Source organism: Nocardia sp. NPDC059229 (genome assembly GCF_042754165.1).
In the GTDB taxonomy this organism is placed as follows: domain Bacteria; phylum Actinomycetota; class Actinomycetes; order Mycobacteriales; family Mycobacteriaceae; genus Nocardia.
The window spans coordinates 261,616-273,663 of record NZ_JBHZAK010000001.1 but is presented as its reverse complement, the minus strand read 5'-3'; the positions used below and the strand labels follow the sequence as shown (position 1 = coordinate 273,663).

11 protein-coding genes are annotated in these 12,048 nt (G+C 69.8%); 2 read left to right on the top strand and 9 right to left on the bottom strand.

Going from position 1 to position 12,048, the window contains the following annotated elements; translation table 11 throughout:
* Window positions 1-119: 119 nt before the first annotated feature.
* Window positions 120-383 carry a GlsB/YeaQ/YmgE family stress response membrane protein gene (locus ACFXHE_RS01365; protein WP_354837990.1) on the bottom strand — a complete coding sequence of 88 codons (264 nt, stop codon included), beginning with the start codon at window positions 381-383 and terminating at the stop codon, window positions 120-122.
* 255 nt (window positions 384-638) lie between these two features.
* Here ACFXHE_RS01365 and ACFXHE_RS01360 point away from each other — a divergent pair, with 255 nt between their 5' ends.
* On the top strand, window positions 639-3,854 hold the full coding sequence (locus ACFXHE_RS01360) for a ferritin-like domain-containing protein (protein ID WP_379378667.1): 3,216 nt from the start codon (window positions 639-641) through the stop codon (window positions 3,852-3,854).
* A 70-nt stretch (window positions 3,855-3,924) separates the two neighbouring features.
* On the opposite strand, the gene ACFXHE_RS01355 is transcribed toward ACFXHE_RS01360, so the two are convergent.
* The 8 genes from ACFXHE_RS01355 to ACFXHE_RS01320 all read right to left on the bottom strand — a co-directional run bounded on the left by ACFXHE_RS01355 (window position 3,925) and on the right by ACFXHE_RS01320 (window position 10,873).
* Entirely contained in the window at window positions 3,925-5,112 is a 1,188-nt protein-coding gene (locus ACFXHE_RS01355; RefSeq protein WP_379378665.1) for a cytochrome P450, read from the bottom strand.
* Window positions 5,113-5,147: 35 nt separating this feature from the next.
* Window positions 5,148-6,410: a cytochrome P450 gene (locus ACFXHE_RS01350; protein WP_379378663.1), complete on the bottom strand. Its 1,263-nt coding sequence runs from the start codon at window positions 6,408-6,410 to the stop codon at window positions 5,148-5,150.
* A complete protein-coding gene (locus ACFXHE_RS01345; RefSeq protein ID WP_379380326.1) occupies window positions 6,407-6,952 on the bottom strand; it encodes an ATP/GTP-binding protein in 546 nt (181 codons plus the stop codon). The genes ACFXHE_RS01350 and ACFXHE_RS01345 overlap by 4 nt, the downstream gene beginning before the upstream one ends.
* Before the next feature lie 76 nt (window positions 6,953-7,028).
* Window positions 7,029-7,382: a DUF742 domain-containing protein gene (locus tag ACFXHE_RS01340; RefSeq protein WP_379378661.1), complete on the bottom strand. Its 354-nt coding sequence runs from the start codon at window positions 7,380-7,382 to the stop codon at window positions 7,029-7,031.
* Window positions 7,379-7,792, bottom strand: a complete 414-nt coding sequence (locus tag ACFXHE_RS01335; protein WP_354838000.1) for a roadblock/LC7 domain-containing protein — start codon at window positions 7,790-7,792, stop codon at window positions 7,379-7,381. Before ACFXHE_RS01335 ends, ACFXHE_RS01340 begins: the two co-directional genes overlap by 4 nt.
* A complete protein-coding gene (locus ACFXHE_RS01330) occupies window positions 7,789-9,162 on the bottom strand; it encodes a sensor histidine kinase (protein ID WP_379378658.1) in 1,374 nt (457 codons plus the stop codon). The genes ACFXHE_RS01335 and ACFXHE_RS01330 overlap by 4 nt, the downstream gene beginning before the upstream one ends.
* A gap of 264 nt (window positions 9,163-9,426) precedes the next feature.
* Window positions 9,427-10,059: a TMEM175 family protein gene (locus ACFXHE_RS01325; RefSeq protein WP_379378656.1), complete on the bottom strand. Its 633-nt coding sequence runs from the start codon at window positions 10,057-10,059 to the stop codon at window positions 9,427-9,429.
* A gap of 7 nt (window positions 10,060-10,066) precedes the next feature.
* A complete protein-coding gene (locus ACFXHE_RS01320) occupies window positions 10,067-10,873 on the bottom strand; it encodes a hypothetical protein (protein ID WP_379378654.1) in 807 nt (268 codons plus the stop codon).
* A gap of 170 nt (window positions 10,874-11,043) precedes the next feature.
* Between ACFXHE_RS01320 and ACFXHE_RS01315 the strand changes: the two genes are divergently transcribed.
* The gene (locus ACFXHE_RS01315) at window positions 11,044-12,033 is read left to right on the top strand and encodes a zinc-binding dehydrogenase (RefSeq protein WP_379378652.1); all 990 of its coding nucleotides are present in this window, start codon (window positions 11,044-11,046) and stop codon (window positions 12,031-12,033) included.
* Window positions 12,034-12,048 lie beyond the last annotated feature (15 nt).

The window sequence follows — 12,048 nt, the reverse complement described above, 5'->3', positions numbered from 1 at the left end:
GGGGGTGGGGCAGGCTTTTGGTGCCCCACCCACAAGCCAGCCAATTAAGTCCCCCCATGTCGGGGGGGCGCGCTTCAACGCCCTCCCCGCCCCTCGGTCGTATTCGGTTGTGCGGCAGGTCAGACGCGGGCTCTGATCCACTTGTAGACGACCAGCACCACGATGGCGCCGATGATGGCGCCGAGGAAGGTGTGCTGGACCGGGGGATGGACGCTGAACTTGTGCGGGGCGAAGACCAGACTGCCCAGGGTGCCGCCGACGTAACCGCCGATGATGCCGAGAACGACGGTCCAGATGATGCCGAAATCCTCCTTGCCCGGAACCAGAAGGCGGGCGATCGCGCCCGCGATGAGGCCGATGATGATCATCGTGATGATGCCCATGGCATGCTCCTTGCCTCGAGGTGGCGCATTCGAAGGTAGCAGGGCCGATGCCCGAAATGAGCGTGTCGCAATACACCGGCGTGCGCGTTTCGTCCCGTGAGCGGCGGCCGGACCGGCGTTCTCGGGCAGCGAAACCCTCGTCGAAGCTGGGTTTTCCGGGCCATGATGGAGGCCGACGACGTCATGACGGCAGTGGCTCCTGCACGACGGCAGCGTGGCCGCGCGGCGGGTCCGCCGATTCCGAAAGGCATGCGCATGAGTGCGAATGCGCCCGAAACTCCCTCTCTCACCGGCCGGGGCGCCCTGGCCCGGACCATCGCCGCCCGCGGCGGACTGGCGGCCCCGGAGGCGCCGTTCGTCATCGAACACCGCGAAGCGCTCATCTACATGCTCTGCCAGGCCGCGGAACTCGAACACGGCATCATGTGCCAGTACCTGTTCGCGGCCTTCTCGCTCAAGACCTCCGCCGCGGAGGGCCTGAGCGCCGCCGAGGTCGAGAAGGTCACGCGCTGGCGGAAACTGGTGTCGCACGTGGCCACCCAGGAGATGCTGCACCTGTCGCTGGTGCACAACCTGCTCTCCGCCATCGGCGCGGCGCCCCACATGACCCGGCCCAACCTGCCGCTGCCCGCCGCCCACTATCCGGCCGGGGTGCAGCTGGCGCTGCTGCCGTTCGGGGAGCAGGCGCTGCGGCACTTCATGTTCCTGGAACGCCCGGAGGGCATGGCCCTCGACGACGCCGAGGGCATCACCATGGCCGGGCGCGCCGCCGCGCACATGGAGCAGGGCGAGATCGTGCCGCGACTGCAGGACTTCGCGACCGTCGGCCACCTGTACCGCTCCATCGAACACGGCATCGAGCATCTGGCCGAGAAGTACGGCGAGCGCTGGCTGTTCGTCGGACCCCGCCGCGCCCAGGCCACCGAAAAGCATTTCCGCTGGCCGGAATTGGTGGCGGTGACCGATGTGGCCTCGGCCAAGCGGGCCATCGACACCATTCTCGAACAGGGCGAGGGCGCGCGCGGCGACTGGCGCGACGCCCACTTCGGTCAGTTCGTCAAGATCCTCGACGAGTACGAGCAGTGCCTGCGCGAGAACCCCGACTTCGACCCGGTGCGGCCGGTGCTGGCCGCCAATGTCCGTGCGCCCGAACGCGATATCCCGGTCCCGCTGATCAGCGACCCTGGCACGGCGCGCGTCACCGACCTGTTCAATGTCGGCTACGAGATCCTGCTGCAGATCTTCGAGCGGTTCTTCGCCCACACCGAGGAGACCGACGCCCAGCTGCAAACCCTCGCCGACGCCACGGTCTCGCTCATGTTCGGCGTCATCCGCCCCCTCGGCGAGCTCATCACCACCCTGCCCGCCGGCCCGGACCACCCCGGCCGCACCGTCGGCCCCAGCTTCGAATTGTTCTACGAGACCGACTATTTGATGCCCCACCGGGAGGCGGCGTGGACGCTGCTGGCCGAGCGTCTCGGCGAGGCGGTCGCCCTGTCCGAGGCCATTCGCGCCGATATTCCCGGGGCGGTGGGGGACGGGCTGGTCCCGGTGGCCAAGGCGTTCGGGGATATCCGGGACACGCTCGCTGCGCACTTCCCGAGTTGGAACGCCCACGCGCAGCCCGAGATCCTGGGCATCGATCCCGCCGTGCAGGCCGCGGCACGGCAGCGCGCCGACGAATTCGCCGGTCGGGTGGCCGGAATCGGGGGCGGCGGGGAGCTCGCCGAGCTGTTCCACGCGGTGTACGCCGTGACCGGGGAGCCCGCTCCGGCGTTGATACTGCCGCGATTGGCCGACAGCGTGCTGCGTCCCTTGTCGGAGGCGCTGATTCGCCACGGCCTCGGCCCGAGCGCGACCGGTCTCGATGGCGCGGCGGAGCCAATATCGAGCGACGCGGTGGAGACGGCACCCGGTAGCGTGACTGATGTCGGTGCGGCTGCGGGTAAAAGCGCTGAGCCCGAGCCTGATTCAGGGGTGCAGGAGCGGCTGTGCGCGCTGGCCCTCTCGGCAACCCGGTTGCGGGTCGGGGCCGACCTGCCGGAGCTCCTCGAGGCCACGGCTGCGCTCCAGGATCTCGCCTGCGCCGTCGCCGCCGTCGGCGAACGACCCAGGCTGCGTGCGGAATTCGCGCAACTGCAGTCCGGGGTGCCTCGCTCGATCCGTACGGCGAAGAACGGCCCCTACCTGGCCACGAACGCGACTCTGATCGATCACCTCGGTCTGCCCATCGAGCTCGGCCCGACGGCCGCGCTGTGCCGGTGCGGCGCGTCCGCGCTCAAACCGCTGTGCGACGGCAGCCACACGCGCATCGGCTTCAATGACGCGAAAGATCCGGCGCGGGTGGCGGACCGGCGTGACACCTATACCGGGGAGCAAGTCACCGTTTTCGACAACCGCGGCATCTGTCAGCACTCCGGACTCTGCACCGACCGCCTCGCCACGGTATTCCGCACCGGCGCTGAACCTTTCGTCGCGCCGAACGGCAGCCGCATGGATGAGATCGTGCGTGCCGTGCGCGCCTGTCCGTCGGGCGCGCTCGGCATGGCCTTCGACGGTGTCGAGGCACGCGAGGTCACCGATTGGCACGACACCCGGGAGCCGGTCATCGAGGTGACCAAGGACGGGCCCTACCGGATTCGCGGCGGGATCCCGCTGACCGGCCCCGAAGGGGGCGATATCGACCGTGCCACGGGCGCTTCCGCCGAGCACTACTCGCTGTGCCGGTGCGGGCAGTCCCGCAACAAGCCGTTCTGCAGCGGCATGCACTGGTATGTCGGCTTCCAGGATCCGGTGCCCGCGCCAGGCCGGGAGCCGACGCTGTTCGAATGGGCGGGCGGTTATCCGGCACTGCGGCGGATGACTGCGCTGCTCTACGAACAGCTGATTCCCGACGATGCCGTCCTGGCAGCGGCTTTCAGCGATCCCGACACCGATCACGCACGCCGGGAAGCGGATTGGCTGGCAATCGCCTTCGGCGCGCCCCGGGAGTCGGACGAACCGCGGTCCAGGCCCCACCTGTCCGAGGAGCAGCAGGAGCGCTGGGTGCAGCTGATCCTGCGTGCCGCGCGCGAGTCCGGACTCCCGGATGATCCCGAATTCCGTTCCGCCTTCGCCGCTTTCGTGGCATGGGCCGTCACCGCCGAAGGCCGTGCGCCCGACTGGGATTGGGGCCCCGCCGGACCGCCGTCCTACGTAGCACCGCAGCCGTCCGCCGAATCATCCGACCCTGCCCTGCCCCGACCCGAGGAGGCCGTCGGCTTCGCCGCCCATATCAAACCCCTGTTCCGGGACAAGGATCAGCGCTCCATGAGCTTCGTTTTCGACCTGTGGTCCCTCGACGACGTCACCAAGCACGCCGCCGAGATCCTCGACCGCCTGGCCGCCGGCACCATGCCCTGCGATGGCGCCTGGTCGGCGGAGAAGGTGGACGTCTTCAGGAGGTGGACCGAGTCCGGCATGCGCCCGTGACCCGCCCGGGCCGCGATCACCGAGTCGTGATCGTGCGGCCCGGACAGTCGTCCGCGCGCCGAATCCCGGCTCAGCTCACGTGGATCGGCATGGCGGCGATGTCGTTCTGGGTCATGACCGGAAGGTTGACGATCTCCTCGACCGGGGTGGCCAGCCGCAGCTCCGGGAAGCGGTCGAACAGGGCGGGCAGCGCGATGCCGGCTTCGAGGCGGGCCAGCGCCGCGCCCGGGCAGATGTGCGGGCCGTATCCGAAGGAGATATTGCGGTGCGCGCTCGGCCGGGTGATGTCGAAATCGTCGGCGTCCTCGCCGAAGACCGCGGTGTCGCGGCCGATGGCACGGTAGGACATGACCACGCCCTCACCCTGCTCGATCACGGTGTCGCCGACGGTGATGTCCTCGGTGGCGAAGCGCATGAGCAGATGGGTGACCGGGCCGTCCCAGCGCAGCGTCTCCTCGATGACCTGCTTCCACTCCACCTCCGCCGAGCGCACCCGGGCCAGCTGTTCGGGCCGGGTCAGCAAGGCGCGCACCGCGTTCAGGATCAGGCTCACGGTGGTCTCGTGCCCGGCGGCGACCAGTGCCTTCAGGTTGCCGACCACTTCCTCCTCGGTGAGCGGTTCGCCGCCCTCGTCGGCCAGGATCAGCGCGCTGGTGAGATCGTCGCCGGGCTGAGCGGTCTTGCGGCGGACCATCTCGGTGAAGTAGACGTCCATGTCCTCGATGATCTGCAGGCGTTCGTCCTGCGGGGTGACCATGGAGAAGAATTTCTTGTACCAGTCCAGCAGCATCGGGTGGTCCGCGCGCGGCACCCCCATGAGTTCGGAGATCACCCGCATGGGTAGCGGATAGGCGACGACCTGTTTGAGATCCACCGCTGCGCCGTCGTGGCCCGCCTCGTCCAGATCGTCGAGCAGTTCCTTGGTGAGCCGTTCGATGGTGGGGCGCAAGGCTTCCAGGCGGCGCGGGGTCAGCGCCTGGGTGGTCTTGATGCGCAGGCGGCGGTGCTCCGGGCCGTCCACGGTGAACATGGAGCGGCCGGCGTCGATCATGCCGATCAGCGGCCACTGCCGGGTGACGACGCCGTCCCGCCACAGCGTCCAGGCATTGATGTCCTTGACCAGCCTGATGTCGGTGAGCAGCTGGCGGGCGATGGTGTGGTCGGTGATCGTCCAGGCGGGGGCGCCGAGCAGATCGATCCGGGTGACCGCCCCGGCGGCGCGCAGGCGGGTGGTCTCGCCGGCGAGATCACCGACCATCGGATCTATCGAAATCGCATGCGGGCAGGGGGAACTCACTGGAAACCTCCGAGAGCACGAACAGGAGTGAAAACAACAGGAAGGGAAGTCATTCCGCGCAGGAACGGCGACGGCCGCCGCACCAGGTTCTGCGCGGGCACCGCCAGATCGATGTCGGGCAGCCGGTCCAGCAGCACCTCGATGCCGGTGCGCGCCACCACCTCCGCGATCTGCTGCGCCGGGAACGGGCAGCGGTACTCGCCGTGGCTGAACGCGAAGTGCGCGTTGTTGCCGGCGTGGGTGGCGGCCTCGCCGACCGCCTGGCGCACGTGCGGGTCGCTGTTCGCGGCGGCCAGCCCGAGCAGCAGCAGGTCGCCCGCGCGAATCGTCCGGTCCGCCAGGCGCGTATCGCGCGCGGCCCAGCGCCCGGCCAGGATCGAGGTGGGGGAGTCCTCCCACAGCACCTCGTTCATCGCCTGGTCCACACTGCGCCGCCCGCCGCCCAGCGCGGCCGCGAACCGGTCGTCGGTGAGCATCAGGCGCACCGAATTGACCAGCCAGTCCGCGGTCGGCAGGTGTCCCGCGGCCGTCACGGCCATCAGGTCGTTGACGTACTCCTCGTCGGTGAACGGCGCCGGGAAGGCCAGCATGCGCGAGACCAGATCATCGCCCGGCGCGGTCTTCTTCACCGCCACCAGATGCTGGATGTACTGCATGAACTGCAGGTGCGCCGCCTGCGCGTCCGCGCCGCCGTCGGCCAGCACCTTCATGGCCCGCGCGAGCCCCGGGCCCTCGGCGTCGGGAATGCCCAGCAGCCAGGCCAGGACGAGCACGGGCAGTGGCTCGGCGAACTCGCCCACCAGATCGGCCTGGCCGCGACCGCAGAAGGAGTCGATCAGCCGATCGGCCAAACCCTCACAGATCCGGCGCAATTCGAACGGATCCACCGATTCCAGCGCGGGCTCGACCATGGCCAGGTGCCGCCGATGCTCCGCGCCCGCCGTGAAATAGATCGACGGCATGGGCGAGCCGACCATGGGCAGCAGCGGCCAGTCCGGCGGGATGTTCGGCCACTGATTCCACAGGCTGACATCGCGGGGGAACAGTTCGGGAGAGCTGGTGACCTGGTGCATCTCCCGATACCCCAGCACCAGCCAGGCCGGGATCCCGCCGGGCAGCTCGACCGCGGCCACCGGCCCGTGGTCGCGGCGCATCTCCCGGTAGAGCGAATGCGGGTCGGTGTGGAAGCGGGGGCCGCTCAACGGCACCACGCCGGGCTCGTGGGGCACGGGGCAGGAGCCCGGCGCGGGCGATGTCATGCGGGATTCCTCCACAGCGTGGTCTCCGGAAGAGAGAGGTATTCGACCAGGGCGATCAGGACGTTCTTGCAGGAGTCGCGGTCGCGGGCGTCGCAGTCGAGCAGCGGGATGTGCGGGTCCAGATCCAGCGCCTCGCGCAGCGCGGGCAGGGCCGGGCCGGGTCCGAAGTTGTTGCACGCCACGATGAACGGGGTGCGCTGGTGCTCGAGCCGGTCGATGGCGTACCAGGAGTCGGCGATCCGCCGCTGATCCACCAGCACGATGGCGCCCAGCGCGCCCGCGAACAGGCGGTCCCACAGGAACCAGAAGCGCTCCTGGCCGGGCGCGCCGAACAGGTACAGCACGTGCTCGGTGTCGATGGTGATGCGGCCGAAGTCGAAAGCCACCGTGGTGGTGGTCTTTCCGGGTACGCCCGCGAGATCGTCGACGCCCTGGCCGGCCTGGGTCATGGTGGCCTCGGTGTCCAGCGGGCGGATCTCGCTGATCGAGCGGACCATGGTGGTCTTGCCGACGCCGAAGCCGCCCACGATCACGATCTTCAGGCCCTGCCGGGCATCGGCGTGCAGCGGGGCGTCGGCGCGGGCCGGACGCGGGTCCTCGGTGCCGGCGCACCGGATGTCAGAGCTTACGGAGTCCAACGAGCACCTTTTCCAGCATGTCGGTATCGGGAAGCGAATTCCATTGCCGCGCGGCATGATCCGGATGACGCACCGTGATCTTGCCGGCGTGCAACAGGTCCGACAGCAGGACGACGGTGATGCCGACCGGCAGCCGCAGCTCGGCCGATATCTCCACCACCGCCGTCGGCGCGTGGCACATGTCGAGGATGGCGGCATGCTCGGACTGCATGCCGCGCACCGGATCGCATTCGCTGACCACCAGGGTCACCAGATCGAACGCGTCCGAATCCGGTTGGCTGCGACCGCCGGTCAGCGTGTACAGCCGATCCGGATCCTCGTCTGGCCTGGTCACGACACGCTCGCCCCCGGCACCCGCGGGGCGGCGGCCAGATGCTCACCGAGCTGCTCGACCAGCTCCCGCATCGTGTGGCCGACCAGCCCGGCATCGGCGTCCTCCGCGGCCACCACCGCGATGTGCGCCCCCACACCGGCCTCCACGATGAACAGGATGCCCCCGTAGAACTCGGTCATCGACTGGCGCACCCCGCCCCGCCCGTCCCCGAACTCCACCGAGGCCCCGTGCGAAAGACTCTGGATCCCAGCGGCGATCGCGGCCAGCTGATCCGCGCTGTCGTTCCCCAACCCGGCCGTATGACAGATCTTCAACCCGTCGCCGGACAGCAGCAGCGCATGCCGTGCCCGCGGCGTACGCGCCAGCAACTGCTCCAGCAGCCAACCCAGATGTGTCGCGGACGGTGTCATCGATCGGTCTCCGATGGGGTCGTAGGGGCGGGGAACGAGTTCGTGGTGAAGGCGCGTTGGAAGGCGGCCATGGCCGAGGGCGCGGACGGCGCGCGTGGCGCCTCGGGTTGCGCCGGGCCGGACAGGCCGTCCGGGTGGACGGCGGCCAGGGTGCTGCCGCGACGGCGCTTCGGCAGACCGCTGGAAGTCGCCGTGTGCTGGTCGATTTCGGGCTGGGCCGGAAGAAGGTGCTGGGCGGTGGAGGCGAAGGCGGGTTTCGGCGACGGGGCCGTTTCGGGCGCGGTGGGGACATCCCTTGCCGGAGTGCCGGGGTGCGGACGGGTGGTGACCGGGGTGAGGCGGCCGAAGGTGCCGGATTGGCGTTCCAGGCGGGTGGTGAGTTCGCGGGGGATGACGACGACCACGGCGGTGCCGCCGATGGCGGAGGGGCGGTAGCTGACGGTGAGGTCGTGTTTGCGGGCCAGGTGACCGACCACGGCCAGGCCGAGGCGGGTGCCGGAAAGGGTGGAGAGGTCGGAGCCGGCGCCGGGGCCGGAGACGGCGGATTCGGCTCGCCGGAGGGCGGATTCGCTCATGACGAGACCGGAGTCCTCGATGGTGATCACCACACCGGCGGGGACCTCGGCGGCGTAGACGTGGACCTCGGTGGTGGGCGGGGAGAAGTTGCAGGCGTTGTCGAGCAGCTCGGCCAGGGCGTGCATGACGCCCTCGGCGGCATGGCCCGCGATGGCGATCTCGGTGATCGCGCGCAGGCGCACGCGCTGGTAGCCCGCCACCCGGCCCATGGCGCCCCGCAGGATCGATTCCATGGCAATGGGTTTCGCCCACCGGCGGCCCGAGCGCGCACCGCTGAGTACCGCGATGCTGTCGGCCAGCCGGCCCGCCTGCGCGGTGCGGTGGTCCAGTTCCAGCAGGTCGGCCAGTACCTTCGGGTCGGCGTGCCGGTGCTCCATCTCGCGCAGCTCCGCCAGCATGCTGGTGCTCATGGCCTGCATGCGCCCCGCCGCGCCGGCGAACGCGGCCATGGCGGCGGCACGGCGGCCCTCGCTCTCCTTGGCCGCCCGGGCCTCCGCCGCGACCTGTTCGCGGATGCCGTGAATCCTCGCCTCGGACTCGGTTATTCGCGCCTGAGATGCGGAAACAGTCGCGGCCACATGGGCATCGGCCTGCGCGGTGTATGCCAGCGCCTCCTGCCGCACCGCCTGCACCCGGCCCCGGTAGTAGGCGGCGGCCGTGACGGCGGCGGTCAGCAACAGCGCCGCCACGCTCGCGCCGATGGCCAGCGGCAGCCGGAAATCGCTGGGGGAGTTGAAGACCGCGACCGTCACTGCGGCCGCACTGAGCGTCAGGGAGCCCGCCAGTGTGGACAAAGGCGGTCGCTGTCGCAGGACGGGTTGCTGCTCCCCGCCCGGCGGATTCACTGATTCCGACACGCTCCGCACTTCCGAACCGACGTCCACCAGGGCGAACGCCCCGATGCCCCCAACCGCACCCGCATGCGGGACCGGTGCCAAATGCCCGGACCGGCAAGCGGATTCGGATCTGCCGGACGCAGCATAAGCGCACCGGGCGGGCCGCGCTACCCGAGCGCGAACCCGCTGGCGATCACGAGTCCCGGTGGGCGGGACGGCGATTCAGGCGCGGGCGAAGACCTGGGGGCGCGTACTCAGGTACCCGTAGCCCAGCACCGCCACCAGATACAGCAGCAACGCCGCCGCGGGCAGCACCAGTCCGATCGCCGCGATCAGGTCGAAGCCGACGAAGCCGATCACCGCCTGCCTGCCCTCCCGCCGCGCGTAGTCGGCATCGTAGCCCGGCTCGAACAGATCCGGGTTGCGGCGCAGGGCAATCCACATCACGAACCAGGCCGCCGCCTGCACCGCACCCACCACACCGTAGAAGGCGGTCGCCACCTTGGCATTCCAGCCCCCGTCCTCCAGATGATGGGCCAGCACGGTCGTCGGAAACGGCAGGAAAGCCACCGCCAGGAGCAGCAGCAGATTGCCGCAGTGCAGCAGTCCGTCCATCCGCCGGACCCGGCCGAAGAAGCGGTGATGGCACAGCCAGATCACACCGATGGTGAGAAACGATCCGGCGTAGGCGAGGTAGCTGGGCCACAGCCCGGTCAGCTCATGCCACAGCGAGCCGTCATCGGTCTCAGGAATGCGAATCTCGAGCACGAGCAGGGTGATCGCGATGGCCATGACGCCGTCGCTGAAGGCTTCCACGCGGGTGGTATCGGAAAGCCGCGATTCGGGGTACTGCATGCGGTCATTATCGAGTGCGCGTGCCGGGTTCGATGTCCTCGAGTTCTTGTTCGCGTATGCGCGCACCGGCAATGAGCGAGCCCAGCGCGAACCCGAAAATCGGAACGGCGACGATCGGCGACCACGAATTCACCTGCGGCCCCGCCGGTCGCAGCAGCGTCACCACCCGGATCGCCGCCAGCGTCATCCCGCTCAGCCCGCCGAACATGAACAGCGACAACGGCAGCCGGAACCGCGCCGGAACGATGCGATAACTCGGCGCCGCCGCGATCACCACCGCGCCGTTCACCGCGAGGCCCGACAGCGCCAGGATCCACTGGTGGGTCTCGATGGTCATATACGACGGATGCAGCGGGTCATAGGTCAGCAGCAGCCCCGCCTCCATCGTCACGAGCCCCAGATAGAACGCCCGCTTCAACAGCGCCTTTCCCCACACGCCGGCCACCGTCACCCCGATCAACGCGCCCGCGCCGACCAGCGCCAGATCGGCGACCAAACCCGGAAAGCCCTCGAAATGCCCGCTCGGCAGCGCCAATTCATTGGCCGAGCCATTGATGGCCGGGGTGCGCAGCAGCGCCCACACCGCCAGCAACACCATGGCGATGGTGAACGGCCGCGAGTCGCGAGCCCGCCGGCGCCGCAGCCGGGCCCCCGCCGCGGCGAGCGCCAGCAGCGCGGCCAGCAGGGGCACGACGGTGTTCACCGGAACGGCCTCACGCAGTTGCCATGTGGTGCGCTGCGGGATGGCGTTGCCCGATCCGGCGCGCTGCGCCTCGGCCTCGGTGATGATCCCGCCACCGCTCGATTCTCGCACGCGCTCACCCCGGCTCCGGGACATGACGCAGCCCCGGTTTCGGTATGCCCATGGATCACCCACGGTTCGCCCAGAGCGGAATCGCGGCCCGCCCACTTGACCTCAACATAAGTAGAGGTTCGATGCTGGAGTCATCGACACCCCGTCGAAAGCGAAAGGGAGGCAACGAGATGCGTGTAGTGCAGGCCGAGGAGTTCGGTGGACCCGAGGTGCTGACCGTGCGGCAGGTCGCGGATCCGGTCGCCGGTCCGGGCGAAGTGGTGGTGCGGGTCGCGGCCGCCGACGTCATGTTCCTGGACACGACACTGCGCAGCGGGTGGGCGCGCAACTTCTTCCCCGTCGAGCCCCCGTTCGTGCCGGGCGGCGCGGTCACGGGCACGGTCGAATCGGTCGGGCCCGACGTGGACCCCGCGTGGGTCGGCAAGCGGGTCGCCACCCCGACGGCGGCCAGCGGCATCGGTGGCGGCCTGCCCGTCGGCGGTTATGCCGAACTGGCCCTGGCCAAGGCCGGCACCCTGGCCGTCATCCCCGACGAGCTGAGCTTCGAGCAGGCCGCCGCTCTCGTACACGACGGACGCACCGTGCTCGCGGTCGCTGATCGGGCCGCGATCCAACCGGGTCAGTGGGTGCTGATCACTGCCGCCGCGGGCGGTCTGGGCACCCTGCTCATCCAGCTGGCCCGCGCGGCCGGCGCGCAGGTCATCGCCGCCGCGCGCGGGGAGGCGAAACTTGCTCTGGCGCAACGGCTCGGCGCGCACGAGGTGGTCGACTACTCGAAACCCGGCTGGGCCGAGCAGGTCCGGGAACGGACCGGCGGCGTGCAGGTGGTGCTCGACGGCGCGGGCGGCGACATCGGCCGCGCGGCCCTGGCCGCCACCGCTCCCGGCGGGCTGCTCATCGCCTACGGCAACTCGGCCGGTGGATTCGCCGCGGTCGACGCGGAATCCGCTGCCGCCCAGGGTATTACCATCGTCTCCCTGTTCGAGATCGCGACTCCCGAGACCGACTGGCTCACCCTCCACGACCGCGCCCAGGCCGAGGTCGCCGCCGGTCGCCTCGAGGTCGTCATCGGCCAGACCTTCCCCCTGGATCAGGCCGCCGCCGCGCACACCGCCATCGGCTCCCGCGCCGCCGTCGGCCGGACCATCCTCACGGTCTGAGAGTCATCGGCGTGT